The sequence below is a fragment of the Lysobacter sp. TAF61 genome (genome assembly GCF_052113485.1).
Taxonomy (GTDB): Bacteria; Pseudomonadota; Gammaproteobacteria; order Xanthomonadales; family Xanthomonadaceae; genus Lysobacter_J.
The window spans coordinates 64,117-84,470 of sequence record NZ_JBFRDH010000005.1; the positions used below are offsets into that span (position 1 = coordinate 64,117).

Genomic DNA, 20,354 nt, shown 5'->3' on the forward strand with positions numbered 1-20,354 from the left:
GCCGATGGTCAGGCGATCTGCCCATGGCAGTGCTTGTACTTCTTGCCGCTGCCGCACGGGCACGGATCGTTGCGGCCGACATTGGCGAACGCATCGTTGCCGCCGGCCTGGGCGAGCGCCTGCTGCGCTTCCTCGTCGGCACCGTAGCCGCCGACGTCGGCGTGCTGGAACTGCATCTGCCGGGCCTGCGCCTCGGCAGCGGCGCGTTCCTGCGCTTCCAGGGCAACCACTTCGTCCTCGCTGCGGATGCGCACGCGCGCCAGCAGGGTGACGACTTCGCGCTTGACCTTCTCCAGCATCTCGCTGAACAGCTCGAACGCTTCTTTCTTGTATTCCTGCTTGGGCTGCTTCTGCGCGTAGCCGCGCAGGTGGATGCCCTGGCGCAGGTAATCCATGCGCGCCAGGTGCTCCTTCCAGTTCTGGTCGAGCACGTTGAGCATGATGTGCTTTTCCAGCAGGCGCATGGTCTCGGCGCCGAGCTGGGTTTCGCGCTCGCTGAAGTGGCCGTGCACGGCCTGCTGCACGCGCTCCTCGATGGTCTCCGAGTCGAGCGCGTCGCTTTCCTTCGCCATCGCCACCAGCGGCATGGCCACGCCGAACTCCTGCTCCAGCGTCGACTCCAGGCCCGGCAGGTCCCACTGTTCGTCGATCGAGTTGAGCGGCACGAAGCGGGCGACGGTGTCGGCAACGACATCGCTGCGCAGCCCTTCGATGTTCTCCTCGACGGTCTCGGCTTCCAGCAACTCGTCGCGCTGGGAGTAGATCACCTTGCGCTGGTCGTTGTTGACGTCGTCGAAGTCGAGCAGGTTCTTGCGGATGTCGAAGTTGTGGGCCTCGACCTTGCGCTGCGCGTTGGCGATCTGCTTGGTCACCAGCGGGCTTTCGATGATGTCGTCTTCCTTCAGGCCCATGCGCGCCATCACGCGCTGCACCCAGTCGGCGGCGAAGATGCGCATCAGGTTGTCTTCGAGCGACAGGTAGAAACGGCTCGAACCCGGATCGCCCTGGCGACCGGCGCGGCCGCGCAGCTGGTTGTCGATGCGGCGGCTCTCGTGGCGCTCGGTGCCGACGATGTGCAGGCCGCCGGAAGCCTTGACTGCCTCGTGGCGCGCCTGCCACTCGGACTTCAGGCGGGCCTTGGTGACTTCATCCAGCTCGCCGCCAGTGCTGGCTTCCAGCAGCGCCACTTCGTTCTCGAGCGAACCGCCGAGCACGATGTCGGTACCGCGACCGGCCATGTTGGTGGCGATGGTGATCGCGCCCGGGCGACCGGCCTGCGCGACGATCTGCGCTTCGCGCTCGTGCTGCTTGGCGTTGAGCACCTCATGGGCGATGCCGGCCGCACTCAGCTGCTCGCTGAGCATTTCCGACACTTCGATGGACGTGGTGCCGACCAGCACCGGCTGCTTGCGGGCGTTCGCGTCCTTGATCTCGTTGACCACCGCGCGGTATTTGCCGACGCGGTTGAGGAACACCGCATCCGGGTGATCCTTTCGCTGCACCGGCTGGTGGGTCGGGATCACGATCACTTCCAGGCCGTAGATGCTCTGGAACTCGTACGCCTCGGTGTCGGCCGTGCCGGTCATGCCGGACAGCTTGTTGTACATGCGGAACAGGTTCTGGAAGGTGATGCTCGCCAGCGTCTGGTTCTCGCGCTGGACCGGCACGCCTTCCTTCGCCTCGACCGCCTGGTGCAGGCCGTCGGACCAGCGACGGCCGGCCAGGGTGCGGCCGGTGAACTCGTCGACGATCACCACTTCGCCGTCGCGGACGATGTAATCGACGTCGCGCTGGTAGATGGCGTGCGCGCGCATGGCGGCATTGAGGTGGTGGACGACGCCGAGGTTCTGCGCGCCGTACAGCGAGTCGTCATCGCCCTGCAGGATGCCGGCCTGGCGCAGCAGCGCCTCGGCATGTTCCTGGCCGGTCTCGGACAGGTGCACCTGCTTGCTCTTCTCGTCGACCCAGTAGTCGCCCTCGCCTTCTTCGGTGGCCTGGCGGATCAGGTTCGGGACGAGGCGGTTGACCTTGATGTACAGCTCCGGCGATTCGTCGGCCGGGCCGGAAATGATCAGCGGCGTGCGCGCCTCGTCGATCAGGATCGAGTCGACTTCGTCGACGATCGCGTAGTTGAGGCCGCGCTGGAAACGGTCTTCCTTCGACAGCGCCATGTTGTCGCGCAGGTAGTCGAAGCCGAATTCGTTGTTGGTGCCGTAGGTGATATCGGCGGCATACGCAGCGTGCTTGTCGCTGTGCGGCATGCCCGGGTAGACCACGCCGACCGTCAGGCCGAGCCAGTTGTACACGCGACCCATCCACGCCGAGTCGCGGCGGGCCAGGTAGTCGTTGACGGTGACCACGTGCACGCCCTTGCCTTCCAGGGCGTTGAGGTAGACCGGCAGCGTTGCCACCAGGGTCTTGCCTTCGCCGGTGCGCATCTCGGCGATCTTGCCCAGGTGCAGGACCATGCCGCCGATCAGCTGGACGTCGTAATGGCGCATGCCCAGGACGCGGCGCGAGGCCTCGCGGCAGACGGCGAACGCCTCCGGCAGCAACTTGTCGAGCGTCTCGCCGTCGGCGAAGCGCTTCTGGAACTCGGCGGTCTTGGCCTGCAGCTCAGCATCGCTGAGCTTCTCCATCTGCGGCTCGAGGGCGTTGATCTTGAGGACGGAGCGTTGCAGCTGGCGCAGCAGACGATCGTTGCGACTACCGAAAACGCGGGTAAGCAGGCTGTTGAGCATGTACGGGTCCGGAAAGCGGAACAGGGGAACCAGCGAGCGGGACGCACTGAGAGTGCATGTCCGCCAGCAAGTTCCCCGGAAGGAGGTCGGCTGGAAATGAAATCGGGGCGCCGTGCGCCCCGATCGCATCGAGCCTGAACTGTGGCCAGTCCGATTGTACCGTGGGGGCGAGGGTCGGTGCTTGCAAGGCGCTCGCCTGCCCTCACCCCGGCCCTCTCCCGCATGCGGGAGAGGGAGTAAGCGGCATCAACCCTTGATCTGGACCTTCAGCGGCGACTGCTGGCTGAGGAAATTGCGCGGATTGACCACGCGGCCGTTTTCCCAGACTTCGAAGTGCACGTGCGCGCCGGTGGAGCGGCCCGTCGAACCGGCCTTGGCAATCTCCTGGCCGGCACGGACCAGCTCGCCGACCTTGTGGGTCAGGCGCGAGTTGTGGGCGTAGCGGGTGACGTAGCCATTGCCGTGATCGACCTCGATCACGTTGCCGTAGCCCGAGCGCACGCCCGAGTAGCTGACCACGCCGTCGGCCACGGCCAGCACCGGGTCACCGACGTTGGCCTTGAAGTCCAGGCCCTTGTGGTTGGCGTGCCCGCCGTTGAACGGGTCGGCGCGGCCGCCGAAGCCGGAGGTGATGTAGCTGCCGGCGATCGGCTCGCGGCCCGGGACCGCGTTCATGTCGAGCTGGCGGTTGAACAGCAGCGACTCGAGCACCGAGAGCTGCTCGCCCGAGGCCTGGAACTGCTGGCCCAGGGTCGCCATGCCTTCGTCGAGCTCGGCCTTGGTCATGTCACGCACCGGGCCGACACCACCGACGCCGACCGGCTTGTCGAAATCGAACTCGCCGTCCTGGAGCTGGCCGATGCGGGTCAGGCGCTCACCGAGGGCGTTGAGGCGGTTGGCCTCGGCCTGGAGCTCGCCCATGCGGGCGGCCAGGGCATTGATCTCGCGCTGGGCATCACGGCGGGTGGCCGCGATCAGCGCTTCCTGGTTTTCGGACTTGCCGCGCAGCAGGGCGTTGTCGGCAATGCCGGCGCCTGCGCCGATCGCCGCGCCGCCACCAAGCAGCAACGCGATGGCCAGGGCGGGTCGCTGCGCTCCCCAATATCCGGCCTGCTGCAACCAATGCGACAGCTGGGCGCGGGATTTGTTTACGATGGATGGATAGGTCATGTCTTATGTCTGATTCCAAGCACAAGCCCCGAAAAGGCGGCTCTTCGACTCCGCTGGCCGCGCTTGACGCGCTGCTGGCCGAGCCCGCTGGCGGTCCAATTCGTCGTGCCTTGTGGCTCGAACAACTGGACCTACGGTTACGCCCACACCTGCCGCCGTCTTTGGCCGCGCATGCGCGGCTGGCCAATTACGAACGAGGCAGGCTCGTGTTTGTCGTCGACGCCCCGGTGTGGCGTGCCAAGTTGCGGCTCGCTGCCCCGGAACTGCTCGACGCGGCCCGTTCCGTCGGGCTGGATGCGGCTGAACTGATCGTCAAAACGACAACTCCGACGACTGCCTCCCCACAATCGGATCGGAAAGCCAAACCCATCTCAGCGACTGCACTGCTAGCACTGCAGGCCGCTCTGGTACTCCTGAAAGAACCGGATTCTTCCGACTCCTGAGGGAACACCGCCGAACCTGATCGACCTTGGCAAACTTGTTGCCGGGGTCCATCGATTGGCTGCGGTCGGGGCATGCTAAAGGCCTAACCCCTTGAAATTGTTAAAGGGTTAGAAACAAATTGATAGGTTTCCGTTAAATAATTGTTAAAGCGTCACGTGATGTTCACGTCTGTGACGCCCACCCAATTCATGTAAACGGTTGCGCCAGGATCCGGCCCAGATAGCCGCGTAATCGGTACGCGCGGGTATCAGGCGGTGGCGGGGACGCCATAGGCGACCGGGGCCGGAGCCGCGTCGGTCTGATTGAACGTCACTTCTTCCCAGGCTGAACGTTCGGCCAGCAAGGCCCGGACCAGCTTGTTGTTGAGCGCGTGCCCGGACTTGAAGCCGACATAGGTGCCGATGACCGGGTGCCCGGCCAGGTACAGGTCGCCGACCGCGTCGAGGATCTTGTGGCGGACGAATTCGTCGGCGTAGCGCAGGCCGTCGTCGTTGAGGACACGGAACTCGTCGAGGACGATGGCGTTGTCCATCGAGCCGCCCAGGCCCAGGTTGCGCTCGCGCATGTACTCCAGGTCGCGCATGAAGCCGAAGGTGCGGGCGCGGCTGACTTCCTGGATGTAGTTGGCGGTCGAGAACTCGACCACGGCCCGCGACTGCGACGCCGGGATCGCCGGGTGGTCGAACTGCACGGTGAAGTCGAGGCGGAAGCCGTCGTAGGGCTCGAAGCGCGCGACCTTGTCGCCTTCGCGCACTTCCACCGGATGCTTGATGCGGATGAAGCGCTTGGGCGCTTCCTGTTCGGCGATGCCGGCCGACTGCAGCAGGAACACGAACGGACCCGATGAGCCGTCCATGATCGGCACTTCGGCCGCCGACAGCTCCACGTAGATGTTGTCGATGCCCAGCCCGGCCAAAGCCGACAGCAGGTGTTCGACCGTCTGGATCTTGGCCGGCCCGCAGCTCAGGCCCGTGCACAGGGTGGTCTCGGTGACCAGCTCGGCGCTGGCAGGCACTTCCACCACCGGGTCGAGATCGACGCGGCGGAACACGATGCCGGTATCGACCGGGGCCGGGCGCAGGGTGAGAAAGACCTTCTCGCCGCTGTGCAGGCCCACGCCGGTGGCGCGGATCACGTTCTTGAGGGTGCGCTGACGCAGCATCTGGAAAAAACCTGTCGGGGGCAGACCTGTTGCGTGGGACTGGTCACGTCTGGACGAGCTCAGCCTTGCACGTCCGGGATATGTAGGGCCTCAGGCAGGCAGATGCAAATCGTTCTCGCCTGAACGGCGCGCAAGAATACCACCGGCGTGGCTGAACCTTAACGGAAATTCGTCACTGTCCCGACTTGCCGGCCGGGCAAGATGGCCGGTCGGCCCGCATTTGCGGGGCCGACCGGCCTAAAGCCCCTCCTGGAAGGCCCAAGGAGGCACTAGGGGACGACGACGGTCTTGCCCTCCTCCTGTCGCCAGGCGGAGGCCCTGCTGCCTTGCCCGCCCCTGCGAGCAGGGGTGGTCATCTACATCAGTCGGCCTGGCGGCGCAGGAACGCCGGGATGTCCAGGTAGCTGCTGTCGCTGCCGAAGTCGGCCACGGCCGGCGAGGACGACGGCTCGGCCGTGCGGGCGCTGGTGCTGCCGCGCAGGCTGTTGCCGAAACTCGGACGGACCGGGGCGGCCATGTCTTCCATGGCGCCGAACTCCGGCTGGCCGGTGGTGGCGTTGCGCACCAGGGTGATCGGGGCGCGCAGGGCTTCCTTCTCGTTGCCGCGGACCGACTGGCGCGAGACGGCGCGGTTGAGGCCGGTGGCGACCACGGTGACCTTGACCTCGTCCTGCATGTCCGGGTCGAGCACGGTGCCGATGACGACGGTGGCGTCTTCCGAGGCGAAGTTCTCGATGGTGCGACCGACTTCGTCGAACTCGGCCATCGTGAAATCCGGACCGGCGGTGATGTTGACCAGGATGCCGTTGGCGCCGGACAGATTGACGTCGTCGAGCAGCGGGTTCTGGATCGCCGATTCGGCGGCGGCCTGCGCACGGTCGTCGCCGCGTGCCGAGCCGGTGCCCATCATCGCCAGGCCCATCTCGCTCATCACGGTGCGCACGTCGGCGAAGTCGACGTTGATCAGGCCCGGGCGGACGATCAGGTCGGCGATGCCCTGCACGGCGCCGAGCAGCACGTCGTTGGCGGCACGGAAGGCCTGGATCATCGTGGCGTTGCGGCCCAGCACGGTGATCAGCTTCTCGTTGGGGATGGTGATCAGCGAGTCGCAGTGGTGGCTCAGTTCCTCGATGCCCTTGAGCGCGACCTGCATGCGGCGGCGACCCTCGAACGGGAACGGCTTGGTGACCACGGCGACGGTCAGGATGCCCATCTCCTTGGCCAGCTGCGCCACCACCGGCGCAGCGCCGGTACCGGTGCCACCGCCCATGCCGGCGGTGATGAACACCATGTCGGCGCCGGTCAGTGCATCCATGATGCGCTCGCGGTCTTCAAGCGCGGCCTGGCGGCCGACTTCGGGATTGGCGCCTGCACCCAGCCCCTTGGTCACGTTGCTGCCCAACTGCAGCTGCAGCTTGGCGCCGCAGTTCTTGATCGCCTGCGCGTCGGTGTTGGCGGTGATGAACTCCACGCCATCGACATTGCCGCTGACCATGTGCGCAACGGCGTTGCCGCCGCCACCGCCCACGCCAACAACCTTGATCACCGCGTTCGGGGCCATTTTTTCAACCAGTTCGAAATGTGCCATGTCGTCGTCCTCGTTATGTGTTGCTAGTTATGTGTCGTGTTGCTTTCGAAAAACTGGTGCTGCCTGCCGCTCTTCGCCTTCGCCTCGCCTGCCCTCGTGGCCCGGACTCCCTACCCGGACCGGGAACCGGCTGCGGCATGCGCCGCGTCGATTCCGTACTACTTGCCGCAACGGTTGTGACCATCGTCAGAACTCGCCGCGATACCAGTTCTTGAGCTTGCTGAAGAAGCTGCCGGCGCGACCGGTGGAGATCACCGGGCGACGCGGGTGCTCGATCTGGCTGCCCATCAACAAAAGACCCACGCCGGTGGCATGGACCGGATTGCCCACCACTTCGCCCAGCCCGGTCACGTGCTGCGGGATGCCAACGCGCACAGGCATCTGCAGCATCTCCTCGGCCAGTTCGACCACGCCTTCCATCTTGGCCGCGCCGCCGGTCAGGACCATGCCGGCGCGGACGTGGTGCTCGAAGCCGCTGCGACGCAGTTCGGCCTGGATCATTTCGAAGATTTCCTCGTAGCGCGCCTGCACCGCCTGCGCCAGCGAAGCGCGCGGCATGCGTCGCGGCGGGCGGTCGCCGACGCTGGGCACCTGGATCGATTCCTCGGCGGTCGCCATCTGCGCCAGCGCGCAGGCGTAGCGCACCTTGATCTGCTCCGCTTCCGGTGTCGGCGTGCGCAGCATGTGGGCGATGTCCTCGGTGACCTTGTCGCCGGCGATCGGCAGGCTCGCGCTGTGCGCGATCGCGCCGCCGACGAACACCGCGATGTCGGTGGTGCCGGCGCCGATGTCGACCAGGACCACGCCGAGCTCGCGCTCGTCGGAGGTCAGCACCGCCTGGCTGGAGGCGAGCACGCTGAGCACCAGGTCATCGACCTGCAGGCCGCAGCGCTGCACGCACTTGCTGATGTTGGCCGCGGCCGACTGCGCGCACACCACCAGGTGCGCATGCACCTCCAGGCGCACGCCGGTCATGCCGACCGGGTTGCGGATGCCTTCCTGCGAATCATCGAGGACGTAGTCGCGCGGGATCGCGTGCAGGATCTTCTGGTCGGCGGGGATGGCCACGGCCTTGGCCGCATCCAGCACCCGGTCGAGGTCGCCGTAGGTGACCTCGCCGTCGCGGATCGGGGCGATGCCCTGCGAGTTGCGGCACTGCACGTGGTTGCCGGAGATCGAGGCGTAGACCGAGCGGATCTCGCAGCCGGCCATCAGCTCGGCTTCCTCGATCGCACGCTGGATCGACTGCACCGTCGACTCGATGTCGACGACCACGCCGCGCTTGAGGCCGCGCGATTCATGCGAGCCGATGCCGATCACCTCGATCGGGTTGCCCGGCGAGTACTCGCCCACCAGCGCCACCACCTTGGAGGTGCCGATGTCGAGTCCCACGATCAGCGACTTGTCGCCCTTACGATTCATGACTGTCCTTGCGGTTGTTGCGGCACGGCCGCCGGCGCCGGGACCGGCGCCCACGTCAGTGCAAAACCATTGGTGTAACGAAGGTCGGCGCGCTTGAGCACCTGCGCCTGCTGCGCCATCAGCTGCGGCATCAGGCGCACGAAGCGGCCGATGCGCGCGCGTGCTTCGCTGCGTCCGACCACGATCTGTGCGCCGTTGTCCAGACCCAGCGTCCAGCTGCCGCGCGGGTCGAGCGCGACTTCCTTCACTTCCAGGCCGATCGGCGCGAACTGCGCGCGCGATTCGTTGTACAGCTCCACGACTTCGGCGACGCGCGCGTGCGGGCCCCCGAGCTGCGGCAATCCCGGCGGAACCTCGACGCCCTTGGCCGGGAACAGCTTGCCCTGCTGCGACAGCAGCAGGTCCTTGTCCCAGCGGGCGAACGGGCGGTGTTCGACCACGATCACTTCCAGCACATCGGGCCAACGCTTGCGCACCTGTGCATGCTCGACCCACGGCAGCTTCGCCACCGCGTCCTGCGCGCCGGCGAGATCGACGGCGAAGAAGCCGCGCTGCGCGTAGGGCATGACGGTCCGGCGCAGCAACGCCTCGTCGACACGCTCGAACTGGCCGGTCGCGCGCAGCTTCTGCAGCGGCCACTGGCTCGCTCCGATCCAGCCGTTGAGCACGGCCACGATCGGCAGCACGACCAGCGCCAACGCGAGGATCCAGCCAACGAGGCGAAGCATGGCGTTCACGCCGACGCACCTCCCGCAACAGGGGCCAGGCTCGACTCGAGCACGCGCCAGCACAGTTCATCGAACTCGATGCCAACCTGGCGCGCGGCCTTGGGCACCAGCGAGTGGCTGGTCATGCCCGGCGCGGTGTTCACTTCGAGCAGATGAAGCGCGCCGGTGCTGCGGTCGCGCATGAAGTCGACGCGGCCCCAGCCGTGGCAGCCGGCGGACACAAAGGCCTCCTGCGCGAGGCGGCGGATGGTGTCTTCCTCGGCGCCTTCCAGTCCCGGGCACAGGTACTGCGTGTCGTCGGCAACGTACTTGGCGTGGTAGTCGTACCACTCGCCCTTGGGAACGATGCGGATCGACGGCAGCGCCACGTGCCTGCCGCCGACGAGCAGCATCGGCACGGTCAGTTCCTCGCCATCGATCAGCTGTTCCATCAGCAGCTCGCCCGGGTAACGGGCGGCATGGGCGACGGCTGCATCGAGATCGGTGTCGGCGAGCACGCGCGATACACCGACGCTGGAGCCCTCGCTCGACGGCTTGATGAACACCGGCAGGCCCAGTTCGCGCGCAGCCGCATGCACATCGGCGCCGGGGGCCAGGCGCGCATAGCGCGGCGTCGGCAGGCCTTCGCTCAGCCACACCTGCTTGGTGCGGATCTTGTCCATGGTCAGCGCCGAGCCGAGCACGTTGGAGCCGGTGTAGGGCACGCCGAGGGCTTCGCACAGGCCCTGCAGGACGCCGTCTTCGCCGCCGCCCTTGTTGCCGTGGAGGATGTTGAACACGCGATCGACGCTGCCGGCGCGGATCGCGTCGACCAGGGCCGGGATGCCGTCGACCGCGAACGCGTCGATTCCGCGCGAGCGCAGCGCCTCGAGCACGTTGCGTCCGGAGTCGAGCGAGACTTCACGCTCGGCGCTGGTGCCGCCCATGAGCACGGCCACGCGCCCGAACACCGCGGGATCGCTGACCTGGGTCGGGCCGATCGGGAACTGCGCGCTCACTTCCGCTCTCCGTTGCCGTTGTGGTTGCCGCCGTTGTGGTTGCCGCCGTTGAAGCCATGGGCCGCGATCTGCTGCGCGGCGGAGCCGATGTCGCCAGCGCCCATCATCAGCAGCAGGTCGCCGTCGTTGAGGACGTCGGGCAGCACGCTGGCGAGGTCGGCCGCGCCGCTGACCACGATCGGATCGATGCGGCCGCGCGCGCGGATCGCACGCGCCAGCGACTTGGCGTCGGCACCGGCAATCGGCGCTTCGCCGGCCGGATAGACTTCGGTCAGCACCAGGACGTCGACGCTCGACAGCACCGCGGCGAATTCGTCGAACAGGTCGCGCGTGCGGCTGTAGCGGTGCGGCTGGAAGGCCACGACCAGGCGCTTGTCGCTCCAGCCACCGCGAGCGGCGGCGAACACCGCTTCCAGTTCCTTCGGGTGATGGCCGTAGTCGTCGACCAGTTGCACTTTCGCGCCCCGTGCCGTGGTCGGGCTGGCGAGCAGGTTGAAGCGGCGACCGACGCCGGCGAAGGCCTTCAGTGCGCGCGCGATGGCTTCGGCGCTGACGCCGAGCTGCCAGGCCACTGAAGCGGCTGCCAGCGCGTTCTGCACGTTGTGCCGGCCCGGCAGCGCCAGCGTCACCTGGGTTCGCGTCGCGTCGGGCAGGCACAGGGTGAAGCGCATGTTCGGACCGTCCTGCTCGACGTCCTCTGCGCGCACGTCGGCGACGTCGCTGAAGCCGTAGGTCATGACGTGGCGCGGCGTCTTCTTCGCCAGCGCCGCCACTTCCGGATCGTCGATGCACAGCACCGCCAGGCCGTAGAACGGCAGGCGGTGCATGAATTCCTCGAACGCGGCCTGGACGTTGGCGAAGTCGCCGCCGTAGTTCTCCAGGTGGTCGGCGTCGATGTTGGTGACGATGGCGATCTGCGGGTTCAGGCGCAGGAAGCTGCCATCGCTCTCGTCGGCCTCGGCCACCAGCCAGTCGCCGGTGCCCAGGCGCGCGTTCGCGCCGGCGGCAAGCAGCTGGCCACCGATGACGAAGGTCGGATCGATGCCGCCCTCCGCGAGCACGCTTGCAGCCAGCGAGGTGGTGGTGGTCTTGCCGTGGGTGCCGGCCACCGCGATGCCGCGCTTGAAGCGCATCAGCTCGGCCAGCATCTCCGCGCGCGGCACCACCGGGATGCGCTGTGCACGCGCTTCCATCAGCTCGGGGTTCTCGGCGCGGATGGCGCTGGAGACCACGACGCAGTCGGCGCCGAGCACGTTCGCCGCGGCGTGGCCGCGCTGCACGTTGATGCCGAGCGCCGACAGCCGCCGGGTGACGGCGTTGTCTGCGTTGTCCGAGCCGGAGACCTGGTAGCCCAGCGTGCACATCACCTCGGCAATGCCGCTCATGCCGACGCCGCCGATGCCGACGAAGTGCACGCGCGGGAAGGCTTTGGCGAGGTCGCCGGTGTGCTGCAGGCGGCGGCGCAGGGCGGTACTCATGGCGTGTTTCCGTGGAGCGGGAATCGGGAATGGGGAATCGGGAACGAGAAGTTGGCCATCACGGCACCACCTCCATGACGGCATCGGCGACGCGCTGTGCGGCATCGGGCCTGGCGATCGAGCGCGCACTGTGCGCCAGCTGCAGCAGCACACCGCGCTCGCCGAGGATCTCGATCGTTGCCGAGATGCGGTCGCCCAGGTCGTTGCCGACGCCCTGCGGCACCAGGTGCGCGGCGCCGCGGTCGACCAGGTACTGCGCGTTCTTGGTCTGGTGGTCGTCGACTGCCTGCGGGAACGGCACCAGCACGCTGCCGACACCCACCGCACACAATTCGGCCAGCGTCAGGGCGCCCGCGCGGCAGATCACCAGGTCCGCCCAGGCGTAGGCGGCGGCCATGTCGGCGATGAACGGTTCCACCGAAGCCGTGACGCCGGCCTTGGCGTAGGCCTGTTCGGCCTCCTCGCGCATCTTTTCGCCGCTCTGGTGGCGCACTTCGCAGGCCAGGCGCCCGCGCAGTCCGGCCACGGCCTTGGGCATCGCCAGGTTCAACGCACGCGCGCCCTGGCTGCCACCGAGAACGAGCAGCCGGATCGGACCGGTGCGCTGGGCGAAGCGGACACTGGGCGGCACCACCGCGGCGATCTCGCCACGAACCGGATTGCCGACCACTTCTTCCTTGAGGCTCGGGAACGTGCCCGGGAAGCCGGTCAACACGTGGCGTGCGAAGCGCGCCAGCACGCGATTGGTCAGGCCCGGTGCGCGGTTCTGTTCGTGCACGAGCAGCGGCACGCCGGCGATGCGAGCGGCGATGCCACCGGGGCCTGCAGCGTAACCACCGAAGCTGACCACTGCACGCGGCTGGCGCTCGCGCAGCGTCTGCAGCGCGGCGCGCACTGCGCCGATCAGGCGGAACGGCGTGGCCAGCAGCGTGCCGATGCCCTTGCCGCGCATGCCACTGACCGCGATCGTATCGATGGCGATGTCGTGTTGCGGCACCAGGCGCGTTTCCATGCCGCCCTCGGCGCCGAGCCACAGCACGGGCACGCCGCGCTCCTTGAGCTCGTGCGCTACCGCAAGGCCCGGGAAGATGTGACCACCGGTGCCGCCGGCGAGGATCATCACCGGGTGCAGGTCGGAATCGGTCGCGGCAATCTTCAAGCGATCCTCCCCAGGGTGGGTTCGACGCGCTGGCGCAGGCGGCTGGTGCCGCGCACGTCGCCGCTGCGCTTGGACTGCGAGGCAGGCATCGACGTCGGCGCAGGCGCTGTCGGCGACGGCGACGAGGACGGCGACCCGGCCGGCGACGGCGTGGCTTCGTTGCGCACGCGGGCAACCTGGCGCTGGGCGCGATCGAGTTCGTAGGACACGCGCAGCAGCAGGCCCAGCGCGGCGCAGGTCATGATCACGCTGGAGCCGCCGTAGGAAATCATCGGCAGGGTCAGACCCTTGGTCGGCAGCAGGCCGAGATTGACGCCGATCGAGACGAAGCTCTGCAGGCTCATCCACAGCGCGATGCCGAACGCGCAGTAGCCGGCGAAGTGGCGGCGCATCTCGACGCACTTCAGGCCCAGCCAGAACGCGCGGCCAGCCAGGCCGGCGTAGAGCGCGACCACGGTGCACACGCCGAGGAAGCCGAATTCTTCGCCAATCACCGCAAGGATGAAGTCGGTATGTGCTTCGGGCAGGTACGACAGCTTCTGCACCGACGCGCCCAGGCCGACGCCGATCCATTCGCCGCGGCCGACCGCCATCAAGGCGTTGGTCAGCTGGTAACCGGTCTTGAACGGGTCCTGCCACGGGTCGAGGAACGAGGTCAGTCGGGTCACGCGGTAGGGTTCGGCGATCGCGACGATCGCCAGCACCGGCAGGCCGATCAGCACCGGGCCGAACATGCGCGGCATGTTGACGCCGCCGAGCACGAGCATGCCGGCGGTGACCGCCAGGATCAGCGACGACGAACCGAAGTCGGGCTGCAGCAGTAACAGCACCACCAGGCCGACGGCGACGCCGATCGGCTTGAGCATCGCGCCCCAGGTTGCCGTCACTTCCTCGCTGTAGCGCTTGAGGTAGCTGGCCAGCCAGACGATGTAGAGCAGCTTGACCGCTTCGACCGCCTGGAAGTTCGACACGCCCAGGTTCAACCAGCGCCGCGCGCCGTTGACATTCTTGCCGATGCCGGGGACGAACACCGCGATCAGCAGCACGAAGCAGACCAGCAGCAACCACTGGTTGTGCTGCTCGATGGTCTTCAACTCGGTGCGCATCACCCACACCGCCATGACCAGGCCCAGGGCCAGGAACACGACGTGGCGGCTGAGGAAGTAGAACGGTCCGACGTCGTGGCCGTCGGCGACGCCGATCGATGCCGAGCCGACCATGACCACGCCGACACAGGCAAGCGCGCACGAGATGCCCAGCAGCCACGGATCGAAGTGGCCGCCGATGGCGTCGAGGCGCGTTGCCTGGCGAGCGGTCGAAAGGTCGGTCATCAGCGCACCTTCAGCGTCGCCAGGCCGACCAGGACCAGCACCACCGAGATGATCCAGAAGCGCACGATCACGCGCGGCTCCGGCCAGCCCTTGAGCTCGAAGTGGTGATGGATCGGCGCCATCCGGAACACGCGCTTTCCGGTGAGCTTGAACGAGCCCACCTGGATCATCACCGACAGCGTCTCGATCACGAAGATGCCGCCCATGATCACCAGCACCAGTTCCTGCCGGACGATGACCGCGATCGTGCCAAGCACCGCGCCCAGCGCCAGCGCGCCGATGTCGCCCATGAAGACCATGGCCGGATAGGTGTTGAACCAGAGGAAGCCCAGGCCCGCGCCGGCGATGGCCGCGCAGATGATCACCAGCTCGCCGGCGCCCGGCACCGGCGGGATCTGCAGGTACTTGGAGAACTCGGCGTGGCCGGAGGCGTAGGCGAAGATGCCCAGCGCGCAGGCGACCAGCACGGTCGGCATGATCGCCAGGCCGTCGAGACCGTCGGTGAGGTTGACCGCGTTGGAGAAGCCGACGATCCAGAAGTAGGCGATGGCGACGAAGCCGATTCCCGCCAGCGGCAGCGCGATCGACTTGAAGAACGGCACGTAGAACGTGGTGGCCGCCGGAACGTCGGCATACAGATAGAGATACAGGCCGGCGGCGAGACCGAACACCGACTGCGCCAGGTACTTCCAGCGCGACTTCAGGCCATTGGGGTCGCGGCGGACGATCTTGATCCAGTCGTCGTACCAGCCGATCGCGCCGAAGGCGAGCATGACCAGCAGCACCGTCCACACGTACTTGTTGCGCAGGTCGCCCCACAGCAGCACCGACGCCATCACCGTGAGCAGGATCAGCGCGCCACCCATGGTCGGCGTGCCGGCTTTGGAGAAGTGCGACTGCGGGCCGTCCTTGCGGATCGGCTGGCCACCCTTGAGCTGGCCCAGGCGGCGGATCACCGCCGGCCCCCACCATAGCGACAGCGCCAGCGCGGTCAGCGCGCTGAGGATGCCGCGGAAGGTCAGGTAACTGAACAGTCCGAACAGACTCTGCAGTTGTTCGAGCCAGCGAGTGAGTTCAAGCAGCATCAGGATTCCCCTTCTTGTCCGAGCGCGGCGCGGCGTCGGCCAGCGCGGCGACGATCCGGTCCATCGCGCTGCCACGCGAGCCCTTCACCAGCACGCGAACGCCGTCGCGCAGTTCCGCGCGCAGAGCGCTGGCCAGCGCGTCATGTGTTTCGAAATGCGTGGCGCCTTCACCGAACGCCACCGCTGCCGCAGCGCTGTGCGGGCCCAGCGTGAACATGCGGCTGATGCGGGCGCCCTTGGCGCGGCGACCGGCCTCGGCATGCATCGCTTCGGCATCGGCGCCGAGTTCGCGCATGTCGCCCAGCACCAGCCAGGCTTCACCGCCACCCTCCGACAGCGTGTCGATGGCGGCCGCGAGCGAGCCCGGGTTGGCGTTGTAGCTGTCGTCGATCAGCACTGCACCGTTGGCCAGGCGGTACGTGATCAGGCGGCCCGGCACCGACCTGGCGGCATTGAGGCCGTCGGCCACGGCCTGCAGCGTTGCCCCCACGCCCAGCGCGAGCGCCGCCGCGGCCAGTGCGTTGCGGACGTTGTGGCGACCCGGCAGCGCCAGCGTGATCGCCGCTTCGCCCTGCGGCGTGACCAGGGTGAAGCGCGAGCCTTCGACTTGCGCCTGGACGTCGCGCGCGGTGATGTCGGCGCTGGCATCGAGACCGAAACGGACCAGGCGGCGACCATGGGCGCGCTCGGCGAAGTACGGCGCGAACGCATCATCGGCGTTGATCACCGCCACGCCTTCGGCCGGCAGCGCGTCGTAGATCGCGGCCTTGGTGTCGGCCACGCCAAGCAGGCTGCCCATGCGCTCGAGGTGGCCGGGCGCGATGTTGTTGATCACCGAAACGTCGGGGCGGACCACGGCAGTCAGGTAGGCGATGTCGCCTGGCTGGCCGGCGCCCATTTCGTAGATTGCGAACTGCATGCCTTCGGGCGCGTCGAGCACCGCCAGCGGCAGGCCGATCTCGTTGTTGCGATTGCCCGGCGTGGCGTAGGTCGGGCCAACGCGCTCCAGGATCGCGAGCGTGAGCGCCTTTACGCTGGTCTTGCCGTTGCTGCCGGTGATCGCGACGGTCTTGCCGGCGTTGCCCGATTCCACACGCGCGCGCTGCACGGCCGCTGCGAGGTCGGCGAGTGCGCGCTGGGTGTCGGCAACGACGATCTGCGCAATCGCCACATCCAGCTGGCGCGACACCAGCACGGCGGCAACCTTGTCCGCCGGCAGCGAGGCGACGTGATCGTGCGCATCGAAGCGCTCGCCCTTGAGCGCGATGAACAGCACGCCCCCGCCCTGCGGTAGCGCGCGCGTATCGGTTGCCACCGTGGTCACCACGGCGTCTTCGCCGTGCAGGCGGCCGCCGGTCATGCGTGCGATCTGCGACAGATGCAGCGGCTTCATGCCCGCGCCTCCAGCGCCGCGCGCGCGACCTGGGTGTCGTCGAAGGGGTATTGCACGCCCTGGATGTCCTGGTAGGGCTCGTGTCCCTTGCCGGCCACCAGCACGATATCGTTCTGGCCGGCCATTCCGACCGCGCGTGCGATCGCGGCGGCGCGGTCGCGCTGCACGCTGACCAGCGCCGGATTGGCGAAGCCGGCCATGATGTCGTCGACGATGACGTCGCCGTTCTCGAAGCGCGGGTTGTCGTCGGTGACGATCACGACGTCGGCATGGCGCTCGGCGATCGCCGCCATCTGCGGACGCTTGCCGCGGTCGCGATCGCCGCCGCAACCGAACACGCACAGCAGCCGCGCCTGTACGTGGGCGCGCAGCGACGACAGTGCCTGCTCGAGCGCATCGGGCGTGTGCGCGTAGTCGATCACCACCAGCGGCAGCTCGCCATCGCCACCGAGGCGGTTCATGCGGCCGTGGATCGGCTGCAGTTGCGACAGAACCTGCGCGATCAGCGCCGGCTGCTCGCCCAGCGCCAGCAGCGTGCCGGCCACCGCGAGCAGGTTGTCGACATTGAAGCGGCCCAGCAGCGGCGAGTTGACCGGCCAGGCCTCGCCTTCGTGCACCAGCTCGAAGCCGATGCCGGCATTGTCGAAACGCAGCGACTGCGCCTGCAGCGTCGCACCGCGCTCGCCGCGCGAGCTCAGGCCGATGGCGCGCACGCCGGCCGGTACGGTCGAGAGCAGCTCGCGGCCGAATTCGTCATCGAGGTTGACCACCGCCGCCGACAGGCCCGGCCACGCGAACAGGCGCGCCTTGGCGGCGCCGTAGGTCGCCATGTCGCCGTGGTAGTCGAGATGATCGCGGGTGAGGTTGGTGAACACCGCGACATCGAAATGCACGCCGTCCACGCGGCCCTGGTCGAGCGCGTGCGAACTGGCTTCCATGGCAACGGCAGTAGCGCCCTGGTCGCGCATCTGCGCCAGCAGCTCGTGCGTCTGCAGCACCAGCGGGGTGGTGAAGCCGGTCGGCACCACTTCGCCGTAGAGGCCGGCGCCCAGCGTGCCGACGCTGCCGCTGCGTATGCCGAGCAGGTGCCAGGCCTGCGTGAGCAGCTGCACGGTCGAGGTCTTGCCGTTGGTGCCGGTGACGCCGACGACATCCATGGCAGCGGTGGCGCGGCCGTGGAAGGCGTCGCCCATTTCGCCCAGGCGCGAGCGCAGGCCAGGCACGGCGATGGCGTCGGCCGGTGCCGGCAGGTCATCGGGTGCCGGCGGCTCGAACAGGATCGCACTGGCGCCGGCGGCGCGCGCCTGGTCGACGAAGCGCAGCCCGTGCGCACCGAAGCCGGCAATGGCGACGAATGCGTAACCGGGCTTGACCGCGCGCGAATCGAGCACCAGCCCGCTGATCTGCAGCTCCGGCGCGATGCCGGCGACATCGGGCAGCAGCTCCGACAACGGCATGAGGCGGCTCATCGGCCACCTCCGGGGGTTGCGACCACGCCGGTGGACAGCGGTGCGGCCGCGACCTGCACCGGCGCCGGCAGCACCGCACCGGACGGCTTGCCGCCGTTGGCCTTGGCGCGCTTGGCTTCGGCTTCGGCCTGCGCCGCCATCCACGTGCCGATATCGTCTGGCGCCACGTCCATCAGGCGCAGCGCGCCTTCCATGACGTTCTTGAACACCGGGCCGGAGACGAAGCCGCCGTAGTAGCCCTTGGCCGGATCGGGATCGTTGACCACCACCACCATCGAGAAGCGCGGGTTGTTGACCGGGACCACGCCGGCGAAGAACGACACGTAGCGGCGCGAGTAGCCGCCGGTCTCGTTGAACTTGCGCGCGGTGCCGGTCTTGCCGGCGACGTGGTAGCCCAGGATCGCTGCCTGCGTGGCGGTGCCGCCGGGCTCGGTCACGGTCTGCATCATGCGCATGATCTGGCCGGAGATCGCCGGATCGAGCACCTGCACCGGTTCGTTCTGTTCGCCGCCCTTGACGAAGGTCGGCGTGATCAGGCGGCCGCCGTTGCCCAGCGCCGCATACGCCTGGGCGATCTGCAGCGGCGTCGCCGACAGGCCATAGCCGTAGGACATGGTCTGCTTGGTGGTGCCGCTCCAGCGCGACGGCGGCGCCAGCACGCCCGACGACTCGCCCGGGAAGCCACTGTGGGTCTTGCGGCCGTAGCCGAAGCGGTGCAGGAAGTCGTAGTAGTTCTGGCTCGGGATCCGCGCCACGATCTTGGCGGCGCCGACGTTGGAGCTCTTGGTGATCACGCCGGTGGTGTCGAGCACGCCGTAGTTGCGGTGATCGGTGGTGCGGAAGCGACCGTTCGGCATCCAGCCCGGGTTGGTGTCGAAGGTGGAGTGCGCGGTGATCACGCCCGCCTCGAGCGCGGCGGCGACGGTCAGCGGCTTCATCGTCGAGCCCGGCTCGATCACGTCGGTGACGGCGCGGTTGCGATGCGTGTCGGGGTTGCCCACGCTCAGCGCATTGGGGTTGTAGGTCGGCAGGTTGGCCATCGCCAGCACTTCGCCGGTGGCGATGTCGAGCACCACCACCGAGCCGCTGCTGGCGCCGGTGCGCTGCAGCGTGCCACGCAGCTCGCGGAACGCCAGGTACTGGATGCGGCGGTCGATGGTCAGGGTCAGGTCGTGGCCCGGCTCGGCCTGCTTGACCAGGTCGACGCTTTCGACGATGCGACCGGCGCCGTCGCGGATCACGCGCTTGGAGCCGGGCTTGCCGCGCAGCCAGTCGTCAAATGCCAGCTCCAGTCCTTCCTGGCCCAGGTCGTCGATGTTGGTGAAGCCCAGGACGTGCGACATCGCCTCGCCCTGCGGATAGAAGCGACGGAACTCGCGCTGCGAGAACACACCCGGGATCTTGTAGGCCAGGATCCGGTGCGCTTCGTCCGGGTTGATCCGGCGCTTGAGGTAGACGAATTCCTTGTCGGCGCGCTGGCTGAGCTTGCGCGTCAGCGCGTCGGACGACACGCCCAGGGTCTTGGCCAGTTGCGGGATTCGGGCCGGATTGGCCAGCAGTTCCTGCGGATTGGCCCAGATCGACTCGACCGGCGTCGACACCGCCAGCGGCTCGCCGTTGCGATCGGTGATCATGCCGCGCGAGGTGGGGATCGGGATCTCGCGCAGCGAGCGGGCATCGCCCTGCTGGCGATAGAAGTCATTGCTGATGACCTGCAGGTCGAGCGCGCGCGCGACCAGCGCCAGCGAGCACACGCCCAGCGCCGTGCCGACGATCAGCAGGCGGTTGCGCAGGTTGAACGATGCGCGGCCGCGACCCTTGCCGGCGACGCGATTGTCGCGCTCGCCACCGAACTTCTCGCGCAGCGCCAGCACCCGCTCAAGCAGGCTGGTGCGGCCGGCGGACCTGGAATTGCGGCCGGTCATGGGCGGATCACCACGGTTTCGGCGCCTTCGGGGAACTTCATGCCGAGGCGATCACGCGCGACCTGGTCGATGCGGTTGCTTTCGGCCCAGGTCGCCTGCTCGAGCTGCAAGCGGCCGAACTCGATGTTGAGCTCGTCGCGGGCGCGCTCCAGGCGGCTGAGCTGGACGAACAGCTGGCGGTGCTGATGACGCGCCTCCACCACCGCCAGCGCCGAAACGACGTTGGCCACCACCAGCACGCTCAGCAACAGGCGGGCGATG

16 protein-coding genes are annotated in these 20,354 nt (G+C 67.9%); 1 reads left to right on the top strand and 15 read right to left on the bottom strand.

The window, feature by feature from the left end; genetic code table 11:
* Positions 1-8 precede the first annotated feature (8 nt).
* Together secA and AB4Y64_RS12280 are read right to left on the bottom strand one after the other, a co-directional pair.
* Complete coding sequence (gene secA / locus AB4Y64_RS12275) at positions 9-2,741, bottom strand: preprotein translocase subunit SecA (protein ID WP_441816748.1); 2,733 nt, start codon at positions 2,739-2,741, stop codon at positions 9-11.
* 246 nt (positions 2,742-2,987) lie between these two features.
* The gene (locus AB4Y64_RS12280; RefSeq protein ID WP_441816749.1) at positions 2,988-3,911 is read right to left on the bottom strand and encodes a M23 family metallopeptidase; all 924 of its coding nucleotides are present in this window, start codon (positions 3,909-3,911) and stop codon (positions 2,988-2,990) included.
* Positions 3,912-3,916: 5 nt separating this feature from the next.
* Here AB4Y64_RS12280 and AB4Y64_RS12285 point away from each other — a divergent pair, with 5 nt between their 5' ends.
* Positions 3,917-4,354, top strand: coding sequence for a DUF721 domain-containing protein (locus tag AB4Y64_RS12285; protein ID WP_441816750.1), 438 nt, complete (start codon positions 3,917-3,919; stop codon positions 4,352-4,354).
* Between the two features lie 248 nt (positions 4,355-4,602).
* On the opposite strand, the gene lpxC is transcribed toward AB4Y64_RS12285, so the two are convergent.
* From lpxC to ftsL, 13 genes are all read right to left on the bottom strand, one after another.
* A complete protein-coding gene (gene lpxC / locus AB4Y64_RS12290; protein ID WP_441816751.1) occupies positions 4,603-5,517 on the bottom strand; it encodes a UDP-3-O-acyl-N-acetylglucosamine deacetylase in 915 nt (304 codons plus the stop codon).
* Positions 5,518-5,878: 361 nt separating this feature from the next.
* Positions 5,879-7,105 (bottom strand): cell division protein FtsZ, encoded by a 1,227-nt coding sequence (gene ftsZ / locus AB4Y64_RS12295; RefSeq protein ID WP_441816752.1) that lies wholly within the window; start codon positions 7,103-7,105, stop codon positions 5,879-5,881.
* A gap of 186 nt (positions 7,106-7,291) precedes the next feature.
* Positions 7,292-8,527: a cell division protein FtsA gene (ftsA, locus tag AB4Y64_RS12300; RefSeq protein ID WP_441816753.1), complete on the bottom strand. Its 1,236-nt coding sequence runs from the start codon at positions 8,525-8,527 to the stop codon at positions 7,292-7,294.
* On the bottom strand, positions 8,524-9,264 hold the full coding sequence (locus tag AB4Y64_RS12305) for a cell division protein FtsQ/DivIB (RefSeq protein ID WP_441816754.1): 741 nt from the start codon (positions 9,262-9,264) through the stop codon (positions 8,524-8,526). Before AB4Y64_RS12305 ends, ftsA begins: the two co-directional genes overlap by 4 nt.
* Positions 9,261-10,235: a D-alanine--D-alanine ligase gene (locus AB4Y64_RS12310; RefSeq protein ID WP_441817009.1), complete on the bottom strand. Its 975-nt coding sequence runs from the start codon at positions 10,233-10,235 to the stop codon at positions 9,261-9,263. The genes AB4Y64_RS12305 and AB4Y64_RS12310 overlap by 4 nt, the downstream gene beginning before the upstream one ends.
* 14 nt (positions 10,236-10,249) lie before the next feature.
* Positions 10,250-11,731 (bottom strand): UDP-N-acetylmuramate--L-alanine ligase, encoded by a 1,482-nt coding sequence (murC, locus tag AB4Y64_RS12315; protein ID WP_441816755.1) that lies wholly within the window; start codon positions 11,729-11,731, stop codon positions 10,250-10,252.
* 58 nt (positions 11,732-11,789) lie between these two features.
* On the bottom strand, positions 11,790-12,851 hold the full coding sequence (murG, locus tag AB4Y64_RS12320) for an undecaprenyldiphospho-muramoylpentapeptide beta-N-acetylglucosaminyltransferase (RefSeq protein WP_441817010.1): 1,062 nt from the start codon (positions 12,849-12,851) through the stop codon (positions 11,790-11,792).
* A gap of 35 nt (positions 12,852-12,886) precedes the next feature.
* Positions 12,887-14,221, bottom strand: coding sequence for a putative lipid II flippase FtsW (ftsW, locus tag AB4Y64_RS12325; protein WP_441816756.1), 1,335 nt, complete (start codon positions 14,219-14,221; stop codon positions 12,887-12,889).
* Positions 14,221-15,306, bottom strand: a complete 1,086-nt coding sequence (gene mraY, locus AB4Y64_RS12330) for a phospho-N-acetylmuramoyl-pentapeptide-transferase (protein WP_441816757.1) — start codon at positions 15,304-15,306, stop codon at positions 14,221-14,223. Before mraY ends, ftsW begins: the two co-directional genes overlap by 1 nt.
* Positions 15,296-16,699 carry a UDP-N-acetylmuramoyl-tripeptide--D-alanyl-D-alanine ligase gene (locus tag AB4Y64_RS12335; protein ID WP_441816758.1) on the bottom strand — a complete coding sequence of 468 codons (1,404 nt, stop codon included), beginning with the start codon at positions 16,697-16,699 and terminating at the stop codon, positions 15,296-15,298. The genes mraY and AB4Y64_RS12335 overlap by 11 nt, the downstream gene beginning before the upstream one ends.
* The gene (locus AB4Y64_RS12340) at positions 16,696-18,168 is read right to left on the bottom strand and encodes a UDP-N-acetylmuramoyl-L-alanyl-D-glutamate--2,6-diaminopimelate ligase (RefSeq protein WP_441816759.1); all 1,473 of its coding nucleotides are present in this window, start codon (positions 18,166-18,168) and stop codon (positions 16,696-16,698) included. Before AB4Y64_RS12340 ends, AB4Y64_RS12335 begins: the two co-directional genes overlap by 4 nt.
* Positions 18,165-20,093, bottom strand: coding sequence for a peptidoglycan D,D-transpeptidase FtsI family protein (locus tag AB4Y64_RS12345; RefSeq protein ID WP_441816760.1), 1,929 nt, complete (start codon positions 20,091-20,093; stop codon positions 18,165-18,167). Before AB4Y64_RS12345 ends, AB4Y64_RS12340 begins: the two co-directional genes overlap by 4 nt.
* A complete protein-coding gene (gene ftsL, locus AB4Y64_RS12350; protein WP_158733508.1) occupies positions 20,090-20,353 on the bottom strand; it encodes a cell division protein FtsL in 264 nt (87 codons plus the stop codon). The genes AB4Y64_RS12345 and ftsL overlap by 4 nt, the downstream gene beginning before the upstream one ends.
* Between the last annotated feature and the right edge of the window lies 1 nt (position 20,354).